19 protein-coding genes and 2 pseudogenes are annotated in these 19,107 nt (G+C 40.1%); 1 reads left to right on the top strand and 20 read right to left on the bottom strand.

Translation table 11 applies throughout. The annotated features are described in order from the left end of the window. Positions 1-181: 181 nt before the first annotated feature. The gene (locus Hs30E_RS05180; RefSeq protein WP_172208534.1) at positions 182-2,350 is read right to left on the bottom strand and encodes a transglycosylase domain-containing protein; all 2,169 of its coding nucleotides are present in this window, start codon (positions 2,348-2,350) and stop codon (positions 182-184) included. Between the two features lie 55 nt (positions 2,351-2,405). On the opposite strand from Hs30E_RS05180, the gene Hs30E_RS05175 reads away from it, so the two are divergent. Further along, positions 2,406-3,293 carry an RluA family pseudouridine synthase gene (locus tag Hs30E_RS05175; protein WP_172208533.1) on the top strand — a complete coding sequence of 296 codons (888 nt, stop codon included), beginning with the start codon at positions 2,406-2,408 and terminating at the stop codon, positions 3,291-3,293. Here Hs30E_RS05175 and Hs30E_RS05170 read toward each other — a convergent pair. The 19 genes and pseudogenes from Hs30E_RS05170 to Hs30E_RS11635 form a co-directional block, all read right to left on the bottom strand. Next, a complete protein-coding gene (locus Hs30E_RS05170; protein ID WP_172208532.1) occupies positions 3,226-4,035 on the bottom strand; it encodes a metal ABC transporter permease in 810 nt (269 codons plus the stop codon). The two genes, Hs30E_RS05175 and Hs30E_RS05170, sit on opposite strands and share 68 nt — an antisense overlap. After that, positions 4,035-4,739: a metal ABC transporter ATP-binding protein gene (locus tag Hs30E_RS05165; RefSeq protein WP_172208530.1), complete on the bottom strand. Its 705-nt coding sequence runs from the start codon at positions 4,737-4,739 to the stop codon at positions 4,035-4,037. The genes Hs30E_RS05170 and Hs30E_RS05165 overlap by 1 nt, the downstream gene beginning before the upstream one ends. A gap of 8 nt (positions 4,740-4,747) precedes the next feature. After that, the gene (locus tag Hs30E_RS05160) at positions 4,748-5,185 is read right to left on the bottom strand and encodes a zinc-dependent MarR family transcriptional regulator (RefSeq protein WP_172208528.1); all 438 of its coding nucleotides are present in this window, start codon (positions 5,183-5,185) and stop codon (positions 4,748-4,750) included. Between the two features lie 96 nt (positions 5,186-5,281). Further along, entirely contained in the window at positions 5,282-6,133 is an 852-nt protein-coding gene (gene ispE, locus Hs30E_RS05155; protein ID WP_172208527.1) for a 4-(cytidine 5'-diphospho)-2-C-methyl-D-erythritol kinase, read from the bottom strand. Positions 6,134-6,212: 79 nt separating this feature from the next. Next, positions 6,213-6,494 (bottom strand): competence type IV pilus minor pilin ComGG, encoded by a 282-nt coding sequence (gene comGG, locus Hs30E_RS05150; RefSeq protein ID WP_172208526.1) that lies wholly within the window; start codon positions 6,492-6,494, stop codon positions 6,213-6,215. Next, complete coding sequence (gene comGF, locus Hs30E_RS05145; RefSeq protein WP_172208525.1) at positions 6,494-6,949, bottom strand: competence type IV pilus minor pilin ComGF; 456 nt, start codon at positions 6,947-6,949, stop codon at positions 6,494-6,496. Before comGF ends, comGG begins: the two co-directional genes overlap by 1 nt. Further along, positions 6,924-7,229, bottom strand: a complete 306-nt coding sequence (gene comGE, locus Hs30E_RS05140; protein WP_172208524.1) for a competence type IV pilus minor pilin ComGE — start codon at positions 7,227-7,229, stop codon at positions 6,924-6,926. Before comGE ends, comGF begins: the two co-directional genes overlap by 26 nt. Further along, entirely contained in the window at positions 7,201-7,623 is a 423-nt protein-coding gene (gene comGD / locus Hs30E_RS05135; protein ID WP_172208523.1) for a competence type IV pilus minor pilin ComGD, read from the bottom strand. Before comGD ends, comGE begins: the two co-directional genes overlap by 29 nt. Further along, on the bottom strand, positions 7,598-7,903 hold the full coding sequence (gene comGC, locus Hs30E_RS05130) for a competence type IV pilus major pilin ComGC (RefSeq protein WP_172208522.1): 306 nt from the start codon (positions 7,901-7,903) through the stop codon (positions 7,598-7,600). The genes comGD and comGC overlap by 26 nt, the downstream gene beginning before the upstream one ends. Positions 7,904-7,914: 11 nt before the next feature. Further along, complete coding sequence (gene comGB / locus Hs30E_RS05125; protein ID WP_172208537.1) at positions 7,915-8,931, bottom strand: competence type IV pilus assembly protein ComGB; 1,017 nt, start codon at positions 8,929-8,931, stop codon at positions 7,915-7,917. Then, entirely contained in the window at positions 8,861-9,823 is a 963-nt protein-coding gene (gene comGA / locus Hs30E_RS05120; RefSeq protein WP_172208521.1) for a competence type IV pilus ATPase ComGA, read from the bottom strand. The genes comGB and comGA overlap by 71 nt, the downstream gene beginning before the upstream one ends. Before the next feature lie 133 nt (positions 9,824-9,956). Next, positions 9,957-14,339 carry a PolC-type DNA polymerase III gene (locus Hs30E_RS05115; RefSeq protein WP_172208519.1) on the bottom strand — a complete coding sequence of 1,461 codons (4,383 nt, stop codon included), beginning with the start codon at positions 14,337-14,339 and terminating at the stop codon, positions 9,957-9,959. A 155-nt stretch (positions 14,340-14,494) separates the two neighbouring features. Continuing rightward, positions 14,495-14,842, bottom strand: a complete 348-nt coding sequence (locus Hs30E_RS05110; RefSeq protein WP_228461997.1) for a 5-methylcytosine restriction system specificity protein McrC — start codon at positions 14,840-14,842, stop codon at positions 14,495-14,497. Between the two features lie 13 nt (positions 14,843-14,855). Continuing rightward, positions 14,856-14,990, bottom strand: a complete 135-nt coding sequence (locus Hs30E_RS11130) for an McrC family protein (RefSeq protein WP_228461996.1) — start codon at positions 14,988-14,990, stop codon at positions 14,856-14,858. A 33-nt stretch (positions 14,991-15,023) separates the two neighbouring features. Next, positions 15,024-15,671 carry a 5-methylcytosine restriction system specificity protein McrC gene (locus Hs30E_RS05105; RefSeq protein WP_172208515.1) on the bottom strand — a complete coding sequence of 216 codons (648 nt, stop codon included), beginning with the start codon at positions 15,669-15,671 and terminating at the stop codon, positions 15,024-15,026. A gap of 69 nt (positions 15,672-15,740) precedes the next feature. Next, positions 15,741-15,986 (bottom strand): annotated as a pseudogene (locus Hs30E_RS05100) (McrB family protein); the annotation flags it as partial. Then, the gene (locus Hs30E_RS05095; protein WP_172208511.1) at positions 15,980-16,747 is read right to left on the bottom strand and encodes a hypothetical protein; all 768 of its coding nucleotides are present in this window, start codon (positions 16,745-16,747) and stop codon (positions 15,980-15,982) included. The pseudogene Hs30E_RS05100 and the gene Hs30E_RS05095, both read right to left, overlap by 7 nt. Before the next feature lie 78 nt (positions 16,748-16,825). Next, a complete protein-coding gene (locus Hs30E_RS11400) occupies positions 16,826-16,948 on the bottom strand; it encodes a hypothetical protein (RefSeq protein WP_267130231.1) in 123 nt (40 codons plus the stop codon). Between the two features lie 180 nt (positions 16,949-17,128). Next, positions 17,129-18,190: pseudogene (locus Hs30E_RS11635) on the bottom strand (McrB family protein); the annotation flags it as partial. Positions 18,191-19,107: the final 917 nt, after the last annotated feature.

Below are 19,107 nucleotides of genomic sequence, written 5' to 3'. Positions count from 1 at the left end.
AAACGCAAGTATATTCCCCAACAGTCACACCCGTGGAAACTTGCATCTTTCGAAAAGTATCTCAGAAGAATCGGTAAGACGCTTCTGGAATATCAAGCTGAAAATTCAGCCTAAATCATAACTAAATCATATCAAAAATGGAATCTAAAAGCAAATTTTGCTTTATAAATGTAACTCATGTTTAGACTTTTTTTGGGACATTTTCAATTTCGCTTGACAACCATGATTTGATAGTATCCCAAAGATTGCCACCAACTTCTTTGGCTCGCTTTGTTGCTTTAGCTGTGATGTCTTTAGCTTTTTCCTTAGCTTCATTGACAATATCAGTCGTTACAGGGTCTTCTGTTGCTGTGGCAATCGGGTCTAAACCGTCAACATAATAGGCATTTTTTGCCGTAAAAGCTGTATTTTCTGTGTAGGGCAAAATGGTGCTAGCCATTGTTTTAAAAACAGTCGAAGCTGTCCCAGCTGAAGTATCATCCAAACGATGAAACTCACTCTCAGGATTCTCATAACCTAGCCACAGTGTCATGACAACATCTGGCGTGTAGCCGATAACCCACTGGTCAATATCCTCGTTTGTACCTGTTTTCCCAGCCAACGTATAGCCGTAAGGTGCCGCATAAACGCCCGTCCCGTTGGTGTAAGTGCCAAGCATCATTGAGGTCAACTTCTGCGCTGTTCCCTCATTAATCACGCGCATTTTCTTTACTTTTGCAGTCACAATGGTGTTACCGCTAGCATTGACGATTTTTTGGATGAGGTGTGCTTCGTTCATCACACCTTGATTGGCAAATGCAGTGTAGGCTTGCGCCATCTGCCATGGATTGGTCTCAACACCCGCACCCAAAGCTGTGGTCAATGTTTCATTTTTAGCCGTCAAATTTAGACCAAACTTCTTTCCTTTGGCAATGCCTGTTTTAATGCCAATCGTCTCAAACGTATTGATAGCAGGAATGTTATAAGAATTTGCCAACGCTTGATACATAGGTAGACTGCCATGCCACTGTTGATCAGCATTAAGAGGCTGCCACCCATTATAATCAGCTGGTTCATCAAATAATTCTTTGTTAATTGACCAACCTGCCTCAACAGCAGGCGTATAGACAATCAATGGTTTAATCGTTGAGCCAGGACTTCTGCCTGACTGAGTTGCAAAATTAAAGCCACGGAAAGTATTATGTTCCTCTGTTGGAACACGACCAATCAAGGCTTCGACTTCTCCCGTTTTCGGGTCAATGGCAACGGCAGCAGATTGTGCAACCACACCATCTGCTGCAACTGGAAAAAGATAAGTATTTGAATACGTCGTCTGCATACCAGTCTGCATATTTTGATCAAGACCTGTATAAATTTTATAGCCATTATTGAGCAACTCATGCTCGGTCAAACCATAATCATTGATTGCTTCTTGCAACACAGCATCAAAATAACTTGGATATTGATAATCATCATCTTTGCCGACGTAAGCATCTGCGAGATTACTGGTAATGCCGATTTGTGCATTAGCATCCGCATCTGCTTGTTGGATATAGCCCGCATTGACCATATTTTGAAGAACAGTATCACGGCGATCTTTGGCAAATTTGCCGTCTTTATAAAGCGGATTATAAACCTCAGGCCATTTGAGAATGCCAGCTAATGTTGCCGATTCGTCAATCGTTAATTCCTGAGAGGATTTACCGTAGTATTTGAGACTGGCATCTTGAATGCCCCATATGCCATTGCCAAAATAGGAGTTATTGAGGTACATGGTCAAGATATCTTTTTTATCGTATTTTTTGTTGATTTCGAGCGCTAGGAACAATTCTTTTGCTTTTCGGTCAACTGTTTTTCTTTGCGTTAAATAGGCATTTTTAGCTAGTTGTTGCGTAATGGTCGAGCCACCACCAAATTTACCAAAAGTGACAACGGCAAGTAAAGTTCGTTTGAAATTAATGCCATTATTTTCATAAAAAGTCCTATCTTCAGTCGCAAGCACAGCATTTTTGACATTATCAGAAATCTCATCAAAAGTAACTGTTGTACCTTTTTGACCATACATTGCCCCAGCAGAATTACCGTCCTTGTCAATGAGCTCAGTGCGCGCCTCCATAGACTGTTTGAGCGTTTCAACATCCGCCGTTTTAGCAAGAAAAAGCAGATAACTAGCAATCGCAAGTACAACAAAAAGCATGACGGCAACAGAGATTTTCGTCAAATTATGATTTTTCCAAAAACGTTTGATTGGCGCAGGGATGACTTGGCGCTTATTGGTTTTCGCCTTTTCTTTGACTTTTCTATCAAGGTCTGGGTCGGCGTTTTTCTGCGCACGACTCAAAGGCTGTCTTTTGTGTTCATTTTCAGTCATAAATCTATTTTAGCACATTTTAGCTCGCAAGCTCGTTTTTTGATATAATAGTAGCATGAAATTCACGATTTTACTGCCGATTTCTTTTTCGGAAATGTCGGTAGAGACACTTTTAACAACCCAGTGGCTTGTGCCAAAAAAGCAACGGCATTTTTTACGAACCAAGCACCATATCCTAGTAAACGGTACTGTTGCACGTTTTGAGGACTTAGTACATAGTGCTGACCAAGTCACAGTGATATTTGATGATAGCGATTTTCCTAATAAAAAATTGGTTTTTGGCGATAAAAATTTAGCTGATGTTTTGTATGAAGATACGCATTTGATTATTGTTAATAAACCCGAAAATATGAAAACCCATGGCAATTCAGACGGCGAGATTGCCTTACAAAATCACGTCTCAGCTTTTTGCGGTACGCCTGTTTTTGTTGTTCATCGACTAGATTTTGAAACTTCTGGTGCTGTTTTGTTCGCCAAGAATCAATTTGTCTTGCCGATTTTGGATGCTATGTTACGTGAACGGCAAATTCATCGAACTTATCATGCTTTTTGTGCGGGATATTTTTCGGAAAAATCATTTACGATTGACCAGAATATTGGAACTGATCGCCATGATAAAAAACGGCGACTTGTTGTTTCACGCGGTGGACAACATGCGGTAACTCATGTACGGGTATTGGCTGATTTTTCTGCGGAAAGTTTAGTTGCATGTCAGCTTGATACGGGGCGGACACATCAAATTCGCGTTCATCTTAGTAGCTGTGGTCATGCGATTCTAGGCGATCCCATTTACAGAGGTTCGTCTTGCTCCCGTTTGATGTTACACGCGAAACATCTGCAACTCAGACACCCTTTTACAAAGGAAAAAATCTATGTTAGCGCAGATTCTGAATCTTTTGCGCAAGTAATGTCAGCACAAAAACGGCGACAAAAACAAGGGTAATCGTGGCACTGGCTGGCGCGCCTGTCTGATAGGAGATGATAAGACCGAAAAGCATGCCGACAAAGCCTATCAAAACAGCAATCGCAAGCACGCGCTTGAACGTCAGACCAATCCGCATAGCAATAGAGGCGGGCATGACCATGATCGCTGAGACAAGGAGCGCCCCCGCAACTGGAATCATCAAGGCAATAGCGATACCTGTCACGATATTGAAAATGGTGGACATGAGTTTGACGGGCAAACCATCAACAAATGCCGTATCCTCATCAAAAGTCATCACATACATCGGGCGCATAAAAAGGGCAAAAGCGACTAGCACAATGACGGCAAGCACAGCAAGCAAAATCACTTGCGTTTGTGAGACGGTAACAATCGAGCCAAAGAGATATTGATCAAGGTTGACCCCCTTGCCACGACCAGCGTTAGCGAAAATCAGCGCTAAAGACAAGCCAACACTCATCAAAATAGCTGTCGCTACTTCAAGAAAATCACGATAAACAGTTCGCAGATACTCAAGCAAGATTGCCGCTAAAATCACAACAATAAGCGTTGAAATATTAGGTGAAATGCCAAGAAATAAACCAAAAGCAACGCCAGCAAGTGAAACATGACTGAGCGTATCACTCATCAAACTTTGACGACGCAAGACGAGAAAAACACCCAAAAGCGGTGCAAATAGCGATATAGCAACGATTGCCATGAATGCGCGTTGCATAAATTCATAATGAAAGAAACTAAACATTATTTTTCTGTCTCCTCCTGACGTTTTTCGTGTACACTAAAACAACGCCAAGCTGAATTTTCCTTGCGTGCTAAATGAATATTGCGGTCAGCAAAAGCCTTGACGTCATCCGCATCATGCGTAATCATTAAGACCGCCTTACCGTGCTTGTGTGCCGCATGGTGCATCAGCCGATAAAATTCGGAGCGACTGACATCATCCATGCCAGTCGTCGGCTCATCTAAGATAAACAAGTCTGGGTCACTGGCAAACATGCGCGCAATGGCAATTCGCTGTTTTTGCCCGCCTGAAAGCGCCCCCATGCGTCTGTCAACTTGTTCCCACATACCAACTGACCGTAGTGCCGTTTCAACATGCGCCATATCATGCGCCGTTATCCGCTTAAACCAACCATTTCGCGGATAACGACCACTGATAACAAATTCCTTGACCGTACTAGGAAACCCCGCATTAAAACTGGCGATTTGTTGCGGCAGGTAGGAAATTCTGAGTTTTTTGCCCTTGATATTTTCCTTGGCAATGCTAATCTCTCCTGTTTTTGGCTTGATAATGCCGAGACTAGCTTTAACTAAAGTTGATTTGGCAGCACCATTTTCACCTGTCAATGTGACAAATTCGCCAGAACTCACGCTATAACTCACATTTTCAAGGACTGGTTCAGCATCATAAAAAAAACTAAGATTTTTAACGTTGATATAGTTCATAACGATTGTCAGAACTCCTTTTCCAGTTTTTTCAAAAATTTTATGATAACTTTTTGCTCATTTTCTGAAAATGTATCTGCGATTTTCACATACGTTGCAAGCGTTGCTTGATGATGATGTTGATGTTCCTCAGCTATCGGTCTACCTGTTTCGGACAAACGCCAAAGAACAAGCCGCTCATCCGATACCGATTTCTCAGAAATTGTCAACGCTTGTTGTTGTAATTTTTTCAGTGCTTTTGTGACCGCAGCAGGTGAAATATTGAGTTTTTCAGCTAATTTGGCATTGGTTAATTTTTCACGCAAAAGAAGCATAAGAATATGCTCTTGCGTATTAGTCAAACCTGCACCAGATTCACATTTACCAAGTAAAACTTCTTGTTTATTTTCAACAACTTGCATGATTTTCGTGAAAAATGAGTCAATTTCTTTGCTTAAATTTGCCATGATTTTTTCCGTTTCCAATATACTTTACCAGTTAAGTATATCATGCTTGCAGAAAATGTCAAGAAAAATAGTTATTCACATGTTGTTTTAATTTTATTAAAGCATTCTAACCAAATAAACCTCGTCACAAAAGCCTTTAATGCTATCACAAATGCGTTGTGCTTTTTTTTCTTGTTGACACAGTGCAAAAACAGTTGGACCACTACCGCTCATAAGAACGCCGTCAGCACCACTATCAAGCAAGCGTTGCTTGATTTTTGAGATAAATGGATATTTTTCAGTAGTCACAGCTTCCAAAGCGTTGCCGAGATTTTCGAGCAAAACATCAAAATTCGAGTTGACCACCGCATGTTCCAAAGCATCAACATCTGGATGCTTAATCTGCGCCAAGTTGACACGACGAAAAATATCTGGTGTTGACACGCCAAACTCTGGTTTGACAAGGATAACCCAAAACTTTTTATGATTTTCAATCGGTCGAACATGCTCGCCTCGCCCTGTCACGCGCGCAGTCTCACCATAAACACAATACGGAACATCTGAACCAATCTGCTCGCCAAGTTTGGCAAGCTCGGGCAAGGTTAGTTTCAGTTGCCAAAGCTTGTTCAACGCACGCAAAGTCGCCGCCGCATCTGATGAACCTCCCGCCAAACCTGCAGAAATTGGCGTTTTTTTGTCAATATAAATATCAACCCCTGTTGTGATATGAAAGGTTCTTTTCAATAAAACTGCAGCTTTATACGCATGATTTTTTTTGTTCAATGGAACAAAACTCGAATTTGATTGCAAACGAATCACATCTTTATCCGCAATCTCCCGAACTGTAATCCTATCTGCCAAATCAACGCTCGCCATAATCATATCCAACTCATGATAGCCATCATCACGCTTGCCTAGAATATCCAAACCAAGATTAATCTTAGCAGGTGCTTTTTCTGTAATTTCCATAATTCTATTATAACATGACTTTTCAAACTGGCAAAATAAGTCTTTTTTAACTACAAAGAAAATCAGCGGTAGTTTACTTTTATTCCGTTATATTTGAAAAATCAAAATGATAAGTCACTGCATTTTCCAGTTTTACTGTCACATTCAACGTTTTTCCAACCTTTTGATAATCAGAAATGCCGTGATTGAAACGAATTTGACCAGATTTTTCATCTGCATGCTCTTGCGTTAATCGTGCCATGAGTTGAGCAGTCAAAAATTCTTTTTGACTGATAAGATTTTTCTGATTTTCGACGATTGAACTGAGATAAAAACTAAGAATCATGCCAAAAATTACCGATATTAGCAGGGCATAGAGCATTATTCCGCCACGTGCTTGTCTTTTGAAAATGCGTAAATAAATGTTTTTTTACCTCCTTTGTTAAAAGTCAGTTGAATTGTAACAACTTTATTATTATTTGAAATACTAGCAGAGGAAACATCATAAATCATAGGTTGGTAGCCCTGACCTTTTTCATTAGTCTTACGGAAATCGTCAGCACCTGATATATTACCAAAACGCAAACTAGCAGACGATGTTTTCACATAAAGAAAGTCATTTTCAACGCGGTCAAATTCAGTGTTTTCAAGCTCTCGTCTAAGCAAATTACAAAAATTTTGCCAAGTTTTTTCATCAGAATTTCGCATGATTTTTAAGTCTTGATTGATAAGTTGAGTCATACCCTGAATTACGAGCGCAGACATAGCAATCGTTAGCAAGGCAACCAAACACTCCAACAAAGTAAAAGCTTTAAGGCGTTTTTTGTAATAGTTCAATCGTTATTACCTCCTGTCCTTTATTTGTCAGTGTGACTTTTTTATCAGTTTTAGTTAGATTTACAGTCACATCATTTTCTGTCAGCGTGGACTGATTGCTATCAAATGCCATTAAACCAACATTCAACACTTCAATTTGCCGATTTTGCTCAATAATTTGTGCGCGACTTTGCGAAATTTCCGTCACAACGACTGTCGCAAGCACTGACAAGAGCGCCATAGCGATCAAACTCTCTAACAAAATATAGGCTTTAATTTGTCGTTTTCCGATATTGACCACTTCCCAACTGCAACTGATAGGTAACTTCTTTCCCCTCATAAGGCAAAAAAATCACGATTTTAGCACTCCGTATTGACTGGAGATTACCATTTTCTTTAAACGCTATCGAAAAATCTGAGAATTGCGTTTCTTTGGGTACATGGAGGTCTGCACCATCAACCATGACTATGCCATTTGACGACGATAAACTTCTCATCTCTGCTTTTGTGACTGCCTGAGCTTGTTGATTTTTCAAGATATTTTCAAACTGCAAGACAAAAATCTCACCACGCACAACATGAACTGTTTTCTGAAAAGTAACTGAAAACAGTAAAATTAGAAAACAAGAAATTGATAACGTCAACAAAGTTTCAAGCAAAGTAAAGGCGTTAATTTGCGATGTCACGCGTTTCATTCGTATTTTTCGTATAATAAGCATTATAAGCATCCGCCTGTTTCTGCGTAATATTACCATTTTTGACAAGAATCGACAGCGTTGCAACATCAGTGTGATCTAACGCATATAACTCAGCTTGCGAGTTGACAACCTTGACAACCGCCGCATTCCCCGTATTTTTGACTGTCTCCTTTTGACTGGCCAAATTTGGCACAAACAGCAAAATCAAAACACTGATAATCAACAGAACAACCAACATTTCAATCAAAGTGAATGCTTTGACTATTTTTTTCTTCATTTTTTTCCTTTCTAAAATGCCGTGTCCATCTGCGAATAAATCGGCAGTAGCATGGCAGCATAAATCAAGACAATCATCAGTGCGACAAATAAAAAAATCAAAGGTTGAATTAGATTCATTGATTTTTCGACTTTCTCAAAAAATTGTTCCCACGATTCATCAGAATAAATTAGCAATTCATCGCCAAGTTTAGATTTCATCTCACCATATTCGACAATCAAGGCAAGTTCTGGCGTAAAAAAACGATAGTTGTTAATTTTATTGTGAAATTCTTGTCCCGACCGCATGGCATTAAGCAAATCTTGTCCAATTTCTCGGAAAAATCGGTTATCTTGCGTTTTCATGATTTCTAAAATTTGTCGCATTTCCAAACCTTGCTTGATAAGATTGCCCCATTCACGTGCATAAAATGCGGTAAAATACAATTTCAAATATGCGTGAATAATTGGTAGATTACCCAATTTTTGAAAATTCACTAACGGTGACGTTCGTTTCAAATATCGGACGATTCCCAATGCAAGTAAACTACCAACAAACGCAAACAATAGAAATAGCAAAGGCAAATAGCCAATCAGCTTTCCCGCAAAATTGTTGGACTCGACTTGTGGTAAGAGATAAGTTTTCAAACCAAGCATGATTAATACAAGAAAAGCTAACAAAATCACAGGATAAGTCGCAACAGAGAGCAATTTTTGCCTGACTTTTTGCATTTTCATCAAATTTTCTTCTATCAAATACAAAGTCTGTTGTGTATTGCCATGAAAATCTGCTAAGGCAACTTGTGTGACGACTGATTTTGAAAATTTCAAGTCATTTAAAATTTGCGATAAATTTTGACCATTTGCCAATCCCTCTCGCATAGTCGTGACAAATTCTTTTTCGACGAGATTTGAGCGCCCTAAAAAATTCACGATTTCTGCCAAATGAAAACCGCTAGAAAATAGATTATTCATCAATTTAATGAGTTTGACTTGTTTTTTTATCGGTAATTTTTTCCGTTTTCGCTTCAATAGGACTGATATGTCCAGTTGTAGCAAGTTTTTCAATCTTGCTGTTCCATTTTTTATTGGTATAGGTTGCGAAGTTTCTTTCGGCAATATCTAACACCCCCTTTCGAGCAATCAAGCGTTGATATACAATGCCTGACAGCGAATTTGAGATTTCTTCCTTAGCAATGCCAAGCTCTAGCAAACGTGCGTAAACACCACTAATTGATTTGGCATGAATCGTTGAAAAGACGGTATAGCCTGTCAAACTCGCCCGCATAACCGCTCGTGCCGTCTCGCTATCTCTAATCTCACCGACAATCACAAGGTCAGGCATATGGCGTAACGACAATTTAATCAAGCTATCATAAGTATTGCCAATCGCTTCATTAAGCTGAAATTGTAATAAGTCAGGCGCAACAATTTCCACTGGATCCTCAATCGTGATAACCTGCTTACCAGCAAATTTTGCCTTAGCAATATGGTGCATGAGCGTTGTCTTACCTGAGCCAACAGGACCTGAAAAGAGATAGAGACCACGCCTTGTAACTAACTTTTTAACTGCTGACAAGTCCTCGTCAAACCAAAACGATAGCGGTTTATCTGAATCATGTAAAAGCCGAATGACCAAACTCTCACGACTTTCAAAATCACCCGCAGATGACAAGCGCAGCCGTAATTTTTTATCAGAAAATTCATATAGACAAGAGCCTAGCTGCGGACGACGTTTCTCACCAACATTCATCCCAGCCGTAAATTTGAAATGCGAAATCAGACTTTGCCCCTCGCTATCTGAAACCTCTCGAAAAGTTTCACGACTGTCAGAATTTCTGAAAATGACCGAAAAACCTATTGGGCTAGGCAAAAAATAAACATCACTCACGCCAAAATCAGCTGCATTTTGCAAAATTTCTTGCGCTAATTGTTGTACCATAAAAGTCCTCCTATTACTATATACGAAAAAAATCTCCGATTTGCTCGGAAATTCTTGATTTTATTTTTTTGGTGCTTTTTCTGCTTCCACTAATGCCTCACTTTTAAGTATAAATCAGCAAGACTTTCATCTTTCAAAACATATCATCAAACAAACTCAACTGATTATCCTCAGGCATATTGCCAAGAATAGCCATTTCATCCATTTTTTCAACTAAAGTTTGAGAAACGCCAGCACGTTTTCTGAGTTCGGTTTTACTGAGGAACTCGCCTTCTTTTCTTGCCTCGACAATTTGTCTGGCAACATTGCCACCAAGACCATCCATGGCAGAAAACGGCGGTATCAGCGTGTCGCCATCAATAATGAATTCCTCAGCCTCACTGCGATAAAGATCCAGTTTACCAAAACTAAAACCGCGCTCCAACATTTCATTGCACAGCTCCAAGGTACCGTAAAGGGCATTTTCAACATTACTTGCCTCAAAACCTTTCGCCTTAATCTCCTGCATTTTCGCCTTAACAGCAAGGAGACCCTCCCCCATGACTTTGAGGTCAAAAGTACTCGCACGAATCGAGAACCACGCGCAATAATAGTAAATCGGCATATGCACCTTAAAATAAGCAACGCGCAATGCCATCATGATATAAGCAGCGGCATGGGCTTTGGGGAACATATACTTGATTTTACTACACGAGTCGATATACCACTTAGGCACATTATTTTCGCGCATAGCAGCGACATAAGTCTCACGCTCCTCATCGTCGATTTTGTTCCACAACCCCTTACGCACACGCTCCATAATCGTGAAAGCCATTGATTCATTGAGCCCAGCATGTATCAGATAAACCATGATGTCATCTCGACAACCGATAACATTAGCAAGTGTCGCAATTCCTTGCTTGATTAACTCTTGCGCATTGCCTAGCCACACGTCTGTACCATGGGACAGACCAGAAATTTGGAGTAATTCTGCAAAAGTGCTAGGTTTTGTTTCCTCTAACATGCCACGGACAAATGTCGTTCCCATTTCGGGCACACCTAAAGTCCCCGTTTTAGAGAAAATCTGCTCAGGCGTTACCCCTAAGACTTCTGGGCTCGCAAATATCTTCATCACATCAGGATCATCCATTGGAATGGTGCTAGCATCCATGCCCGACAAATCTTGCAACTTACGAATCATCGTTGGATCATCATGCCCCAGAATATCAAGTTTCAAGATATTATCATGAATCGCATGAAAATCAAAGTGAGTCGTCTTCCACTCGGCATTAATATCCTCAGCAGGATAGGCAACAGGACTAAAATCGTAAACATCCATGTAGCCTGGAATAACAATAATACCGCCCGGATGCTGACCTGTCGTGCGTTTAACACCAGTCGCCCCAGTCGCCAATCGCTCAATCTCAGCACCACGATAATACTTACCATAATCACGCTCATAACCCTTGACGAACCCAAAAGCCGTCTTATCAGCAACTGTACCAATCGTTCCCGCCCGAAAAGCATAATCTTCGCCGAAAATATCCCGCACATCCAAATGCGCGCTCGGCTGATCCGAACCAGAGAAATTCAAGTCAATATCGGGAACTTTATCCCCCTTGAACCCAAGAAACGTCTCAAATGGAATATCATGACCGTCCTTTGTCAGCCTGTGATTGCAGTCAGGACAAGCCTTTTCAGGCATATCAAAACCAGAGCCATACTGCCCCTCGGTAAAGAACTCAGAATACTGACACTCTGGACAAACATAATGCGGCGGCAAGGGATTAACCTCAGTGATACCAGTCATCGTCGCCACAAATGACGAACCAACTGACCCCCGTGAGCCAACCAAATAGCCACGCTTATTGGAACGCTCAACCAAAATCTGCGAAATCAGATAAATCACGGAGAAACCATTCCCGATAATCGAGTTCAGCTCCTTTTCGATCCGCAAATCAACAATATCCGGCAAAGGATTGCCATAACGCGCATGCGCCCGCTCATAAGTCAGCTGCGCCATTTTCTCCTCAGATTCGGGAATATACGGCGTGTAAAGGTCATCACGCACTGGTGTTAAGAGTTCAAACGACTCCGCCATTTTCTGCGTGTTGTCAATCACAATTTTTTGAGCAACATCCTTACCCAAAAAAGCAAAATCGTCCAACATTTCAGTCGTTGTCCGAAAATGAACTTCTGGCAATGGTGCTGGCATGGCATGTTCACCACGACCGACAGGACGGTTAATCATCGCTCCCGCACCCAAAGCACGCACAATAATTTCACGATAAACCGCATCTTCGGGGTTGAGATAATGGACATTTCCCGTTGCAAGAACAGGTTTCCCAAGCGTTTCGCCAATTCGCAGTAAATCTTTCAGAATCCGTTGCAACTCAATTTCATCTTTTATTGTCTCCCTGACAATCAACGGCCGATAAACAGCAGGCGGCATAATTTCAATAAAATCATAATAATCGGCAACTTTTAGCGCATCATCAAATGATTTATTGGTTACCGCCTCAAAAACTTCGCCCTCAGAACAAGCCGATCCGATAATCAAACCCTCACGATGTGTTTCAAGAACAGATTTTGGAATCCTTGGCACACCCGAAAAATAGGTCACATTTGAATAAGAAATCAACTTAAAAAGATTCTTCAAACCGACTTGCGTTTGGGCATAAATCGTCGCATGCTTAACCCGCGCACGTTTGTAAGAGTCACTGTCAACAACTTTGGTGTTAAGGTCACTCAAAATTTCAATGCCAAATTTTTCCTTGGCATCATTTAAGAAAATAAATAACAAACGACCAGTCGCCTCGGCATCATAGTTTGCCAAATGATGACTTTCCAAGGAAACTTGAAAGCGCTTGGTCAACGGGCCAAGACCATGACGTTTGAACTCGGGATAAAGATTGCGCGCAAATTCCAGCGTATCAATAACAGGTTGCGTGATAATCGGCAAGTTGTGGCGCTGATAATTCATATTCATAAAACCAACGTCAAATGTTGCATTATGAGCGACAAGAATACTGCCCTCACAAAAAGTCTGAAACGCTTGCAACACCTGCTCCAATGGTTTAGAACCACGAACCATATCGTCCGTTATTGATGTTAATTGTGTCGTAAATTCGCTCAGCGGATGTCCTGGGTCAATAAATTCGTCAAACTGATCAATCACATTGCCCTTGTGCATTTTAGAGGCAGCAATCTGAATCAGCTTGTTATAAACAGCAGAAAGTCCTGTCGTTTCTACGTCAAATACAACATAAGTCGACTCAGAAAGATTACTGTCGTCCTCGTTGTAAGTGATCGGCACCCTATCCTCAACCAAGTTCGCCTCAACGCCGTAAATGATTTTGACACCATGTTTCTTACCCGCCGAATGCGCATGCGGAAAACTCTGCGCCCCCGCATGATCCGTGATCGCAATCGCTTTATGCCCCCACCGCGCCGCTTGCGCCACCAAATCGCCAACATCAGCAATCGCATCCATGGTTGACATATTGGTATGGGCGTGAAATTCAACACGTTTTTGCTCATCAGCCATGAGATCCTTGCGAACATTTTTCGCCCTAATCTCGACCATATCGCGCGCATTCATGACCAGCTCATGCTTGTACTGGTCCATCTGCACACTCCCCTTAACCTTGACCCACATGCCCTTTTTGACAAGATCAAACATGGCAAGCTCATCAGGTTTGCGCCCCCATTTTTGCACGATAAACGAACTGGTATAGTCGGTCATCTTGACCTCAAGCATATGACTTTTCTTACCCGTCGCGCGACTCGTAAACGTCTTGTGCTCAGCCGCAAAAACATAGCCCTCAAAAACGATATTCGCCTCCTCAGTCACCACATCTTTCATCTGGGTAATGAAGTCAGCACCCTTAATTTCCTTGCCTAGTGCGAGGTGACTAGGACTTGAAGGCTCTGTTTTTGGTGCAAAGTCAGCATCAGAAAGTGGCGGTTCAGACTGATTTGCCATAATCTCAGCCAAAATCTCCTCAGACTTCTTCTCATATTCAGCCACCAATTTATCCGTCAACTGCGCATCAATCTCAGGCTTAATCTGCAAATCTTTGAAACCAAATTGCTGAAAATGCGTCTCCATAACAGGAAAATAATTTTTGACAAAATACTCCAAATTCGACAATTCTTCCATCAAAAGTTTGACACAAGCCCCATCAAAAGTCAGCTGATATTTCTTAAAAATCGCCGTAAAACTCGGCGTATCACAGCCAGGCAAGTCAAAAATCAAAGGCAGATAGGCATTGAGCAACTGTTCATCAAAATCAGAATTTTCCGCCAAAATCGTGACTTCCGTTTTGGCAATGTTTGAAAAAGCCCTCTCCAGTCGATAAATCAACTCCTTATAAAGCGCAACAGGTAAAATCGCAGGAAAAGTCAGATAAAAATGCCAAATCTTGCTGACAGCATGCACCTCAACCTTATCAATATTGCCACGAAAAGCTGGATTCTGCCGAATTGCCACAGGCATCTCAAGCTGATCCATCAGTTTTTCAAATAAATCGTTCATTTTACTTCTTTCTTATCATCTTGAATTTGTAATACTTCTATTATAGCAAATCTTACGAGACAAAAGTAGGTCACGAATTTTCTTACCCAAAATACTGATTATCTCAAATACCATGCGACAAAAATAGGACATCTTCTTATTCTATTATACGTACCTCAATCCAGTTTAAATTTTCCGACAGATTCCAAAAAATCCGTTTCAGATTCTTTCATCTCCTCTACAAATTTGCCGTAATCATCTATATTTTGTGGAATTTTGATAGACTGTTTGAAAATTTCACCACCCATTCCTTTTAAAATACCCTCAGATTTATATTCTGTATTCTTAATAGACGGATAAACAATTCCAGCTTTTTCAGCATTTAAATAATGAAGATAGGAAATAATCTGAAATCTATCCTCACGTTTGATTCTCTCTTGACAGTCTTTATACTTCGCATCAATAACCATTTTGGGGCTATAAAAATCGGGTCTAACTTGCCCAGCATTTCCCTTTTGATAAATACTCTCGTTAGACTTAGGATGTTGTCGCTAAATACGCCTCCCAAAGCCAAGCAACATCAATCAATATCCCATGGATTTCATCAGTATCGTCTGCAAAACCAACCATGGCTTGCCGCAAAATCTGGGAGACAAAGTTGCTGCAACTCATAATATTCGACAAAATAACCATGGCGAACAGGGTTCAAACTATTTTCACGAAAAATAGCATGGCGCGCCAAACGAGCATAAGTCGGCGTTTCTTGCTTAATCGCACGAATATTTTCCTTAGTCGTGACCTCATTTTCAAAAACAAAACGGTGTTTCTGCTCAATATAGTCAATCGTTGCCGAACCAACTGGGTCAGCTTGTTATCATAAGAAAATTCGCGCGTATTGTAGGCGACCTTGCCAACAAAAGGCACATTTTGCTTGATATGCCGTGCGATAGCAATCGCTCCCTTGATATTCGCGTCGTTATATTCCCGCTTAACATACTCCTTGTAAATGCCCTTTTTCATGGCATTTTCCAAATACAGCGGAAAAAGATAGATAAGCAAATCATAAAAATTTTCACTCTGATTGGCGCTAGCTTTCGTACTAATCACATTGTAGTGCGACACTTTCTGCAAAAGATAACGCAGAAAATAATCCGTTGCCCCCGAGTAAAAACGCGACCTAATCTGCAAGTCATCATCGCCTTGTTTGAAAATGCCGACAATATTTTGTGTCCAAATTTCCCGATTACGAGACTTAAAAATACAATTATTTTTATCCAAATCTTCACTTTCAGCAATGGTTGGTGGGAAAATGATGAAATTTTCTTTTACTAAATCATCTAAACTGCGGTTCACTGATTGATTTCATCAATAACAAAAATATATTTTTTATCATTGATATTCTCAATTTCTGAAACTAGTTCCCCTCGCTCTATCACAAAATGCCATAAAACTTCCTGCTCTCAACTCAAAATCAACTTGATCATTTCCAGAAGTCACTGGGCGCAACCCCTCAACAAAATCAGTATAATCATAACTTGGATGAAATTGAACAAACTCAAATTGTGCCTTATCACTCAATTCATCTGTCTCACAACCAATCATTTCAGCTGCAATTTGCTTAGCAAGATAAGTCTTACCAGTTCTAGGCGCACCACGCAAAATCAAATTTTATCTTTATCCACTTCACTCACACCCTTAAGTTGTTTTATCTTATCATAAAATGTTTCGGAAATTTCTCGAAGTAAGTTATCGTCATATTCCTGAATATCCCATTCTTCTAAAACTGCATATTTATTTCCACCATTAGAAAAGATAAGCTTACCCTCATAGTCAGATGGATAGCTTGATGTATTAACATCCAAATAAATTTTATTATGCTTCAAACCTCCTTTCTCAGCATAAGCTGAACTCATCATTGATAAGTTAATACCCTTGTGGTTAATATAAGGAATAGAAATTGGTTTCCCCTGTCCTGAAATGTTATAACCCACTCCAAATTTTCCTAAAAAAACATCTGGTTTAGTCTTTCTAGTCAAGCCATTATTTTTCTTTCTCGAAACTTGTTCTATAAACGGTTTCAACAAAATATTGATAAATATATCAATATTTTGTTCCCTCAAAAATTCCAAGTAATACCCCAAGCCATCTTTCAATTCATCCCTTTGCAAATTTTGACCAACAACTGAAAACAACTTATCAATCATTCCAGCTTTAGTATCAAAAAGAGAGTTCGTGCGTTCTTTAAAACCCTTTACATCAGTAATCTCACAAATTTCTTTATTGTCACTTAAAAATCTTACTTTGTTAAAATTTGTCACATATACATCCACTGATTTTTTAGACTTTTTTTCGCTACTTACATACCAATTTTTAAATTCTTTATATCTTGAATTATCAACCATTTTCTTATCCTCGCTTTCTTCAATCATAACATTTCCTCCCACATTTTCAAGCACTTTCTCCACAACATTCAAAAAAACACGCTCCCAAAAAGCGCATTTCCCATCTCACCCCTTAAAAACAACAGACCAAAACTGATTCCCATTAACAAACATTTCAGCCGACTGCTTATCAAAAAACGGTCCTGCGATTTGATTGCCAAAATTGTCTACAACATACCATTTACCCATGATTTTCTCCAATTCATTATTTTAATTCTAAGACTATTATACAAAAAAAACGAAATTATGCAACTATTTTATTATTTTCAAACTGCTCAAGTATGCGACAAAAATGGGACATCAAAAAATGAGCAGTTACCCGCTCATTTTCTCAATAATTAGTCACTTCTCTACAATAGCACTATCTACTTACACTGTTACAGCATCATCACTCAATTTTTCGTTGTCATAGGCAACTTTAAGTCTTGCCAATTTCGCCTCAACATCACAATCGCCACGAAGATACTCTTTCAACAACGGGTGCAATTCATCAGTCCAAAGTTCCTCTTTGGTAACTGTCCCTTCCGCCAAATTTTTGAAATAACTTGCACCAATTTGGTAGTCTTTAGACAATAAACCAGCTGAAATTATCGCGTCATTAAGGCGTGTCATGCTATCTTTGGCACGCGTCGCCTCTTTACCAAAAAGCCAGTTTTGCGACTCTTCAGCCGTAATTTCCACAAAAGTAAAACGACGGCGCATGGCAAAATCAAGGGGCTCAACCGAACAATCAATATCGTTCATCGTACCAATGATATAAACATTTTCAGGAATGTAGAACTTCTCATCAGGGACGTGTAAATTCTGATGTTGTAGCGCAACCGCACCAGTTTTCCCACGATAATCAGGGTCAATGCTAAAGAAAAGTTCGCCGAAAATCTTAGAGATTTCACCACGATTGATTTCATCAATGATGAAAACGAATTTTTTATCTTTCGTTTTTTTCCAATCAAATGCTGTCTTTTCAGAACTCAGCAATTCTTCTTTGATATAAGCAACAACATTTTCAACTGGATGATTGGTGTCTTTGCCAAACGCTTTTTTCAGCTCTTCTGTTGTCGCCTCATCACGCCAGTAACTTTTGACAATTTTTTTATGTGTCGCCTCTTCTTGCTCATCAGCTTCCAAAGCATCTGATAAAACATATTTTCCGCGCGCTCGTTCACAAAATTCCTTAAAAATACCAGTTTTAAATTTGAAACCACTCTGACCATTTTCAGAAGTCACTGGACGCAACCCCTCAACAAAGTCGGCATAGGTATAATTGGGATGAAATTGAACAAATTCAACTTGCGCCTTTTGCTTATCAGACAACTCTTCTAGCTTATCTGTTGCGCCTTCTGAGATAAGCTCCGCCGCAATTTGTTTGGCACAATAGGTCTTTCCTGTTCCTGGCGCACCACGCAAAATTAGATTTTTTCTATCTGCTAGTTTAGTCGCTAACGCCTTAATTTTCGTATCTACTACGATTTCTTTAGCGCCTGCTAAATTTTCTTCCAAAAATAAAGTATAGGCTTTATAAAATTCAATTATTTTGTCGTTTGGCTGGTCATTATCATTCAGTCCTAACTCATCAACCGTATATTGATTACCAACAAATGCTTTGCCGTCAAATTCTTGTAGACTTATCACATCAGTTTGCGCGTCATTCCAAATTGCTCTAATATTAGGACCGCCATTAGAACTCCACTCAATATAATTCGGTTTATTGAAAAGTTGGAAGCCACCTTGAATTGAAACATCCATCGTATGACCATTAGAAAAGTATCGGAATTTTTCGTAACTCTCCCGAATTTTTTGTCCTTTGCCACCATGGCCAGTTTTTTTCTCTCCCGCAACAAATTGTTCAGAATTTTCTTTATTATTTGCTCTCAAAATGTGGACAAAATATTCAAGAATCCGTTTAAAATTCTCAAAATCTTGCTCAGCAGTTGGATCTGCTACTTCATTTTCCTCGGCTACTTCAGGAACTTCGGCGATTTCTACCGCTTCAACTTCCTCAGCTTTTTCTATGACTTCTGGTTCTTCTGATACCTCAGACACTTCTGTGATTGCCACCGCCTCAACTTCTTCAGGCGCTTCTGTGACTTCTGGTTCCTCTGACACCTCAACCACTTCAACTTTTTCAGGTACTTCGGCGATTTCTACCGTTTCAGCTACCTCAAGCGTTTCTGCAATTTCAGGTTCTTCTGATAAGTCAACTTCTTCAGACACTTCGGCAGTTTCTGTCGTCTCAACTTCCTCAAGCCTCTCTGCGATTTCAGGTTCTTCTGATATTTCAACTTCTTCAGACACTTCGGCAGTTTCTGTCGTCTCAACTTCCTCAGGCGTTTCAACTATTTCAGCTT

Origin of the sequence: Pseudolactococcus hodotermopsidis (assembly GCF_011170085.1) — a bacterium.
Taxonomy (GTDB): Bacteria; Bacillota; Bacilli; order Lactobacillales; family Streptococcaceae; genus Pseudolactococcus; species Pseudolactococcus hodotermopsidis.
Note: the sequence above shows the minus strand (reverse complement) of the source record. Positions and strands in the feature narration are given on the sequence as shown.

Bases quoted from the DNA above. Each gene is read 5' to 3' on its own strand.
- Hs30E_RS05095 (WP_172208511.1), bottom strand. From the start codon at position 16,747: ATGATTGAAGAAAGCGAGGATAAGAAAATGGTTGATAATTCAAGATAT.
- Hs30E_RS05160 (WP_172208528.1), bottom strand. From the start codon at position 5,185: ATGGCAAATTTAAGCAAAGAAATTGACTCATTTTTCACGAAAATCATG.
- ispE (WP_172208527.1), bottom strand. From the start codon at position 6,133: ATGGAAATTACAGAAAAAGCACCTGCTAAGATTAATCTTGGTTTGGAT.
- Hs30E_RS05115 (WP_172208519.1), bottom strand. From the start codon at position 14,339: ATGAACGATTTATTTGAAAAACTGATGGATCAGCTTGAGATGCCTGTG.
- comGA (WP_172208521.1), bottom strand. From the start codon at position 9,823: ATGGTACAACAATTAGCGCAAGAAATTTTGCAAAATGCAGCTGATTTT.
- comGD (WP_172208523.1), bottom strand. From the start codon at position 7,623: ATGAAACGCGTGACATCGCAAATTAACGCCTTTACTTTGCTTGAAACT.
- comGC (WP_172208522.1), bottom strand. From the start codon at position 7,903: ATGAAGAAAAAAATAGTCAAAGCATTCACTTTGATTGAAATGTTGGTT.
- comGG (WP_172208526.1), bottom strand. From the start codon at position 6,494: ATGCTCTATGCCCTGCTAATATCGGTAATTTTTGGCATGATTCTTAGT.
- Hs30E_RS05180 (WP_172208534.1), bottom strand. From the start codon at position 2,350: ATGACTGAAAATGAACACAAAAGACAGCCTTTGAGTCGTGCGCAGAAA.
- Hs30E_RS11400 (WP_267130231.1), bottom strand. From the start codon at position 16,948: ATGGGTAAATGGTATGTTGTAGACAATTTTGGCAATCAAATCGCAGGA.
- Hs30E_RS11130 (WP_228461996.1), bottom strand. From the start codon at position 14,990: ATGAGTTGCAGCAACTTTGTCTCCCAGATTTTGCGGCAAGCCATGGTT.
- Hs30E_RS05165 (WP_172208530.1), bottom strand. From the start codon at position 4,739: ATGAACTATATCAACGTTAAAAATCTTAGTTTTTTTTATGATGCTGAA.
- Hs30E_RS05175 (WP_172208533.1), top strand. From the start codon at position 2,406: ATGAAATTCACGATTTTACTGCCGATTTCTTTTTCGGAAATGTCGGTA.
- Hs30E_RS05170 (WP_172208532.1), bottom strand. From the start codon at position 4,035: ATGTTTAGTTTCTTTCATTATGAATTTATGCAACGCGCATTCATGGCA.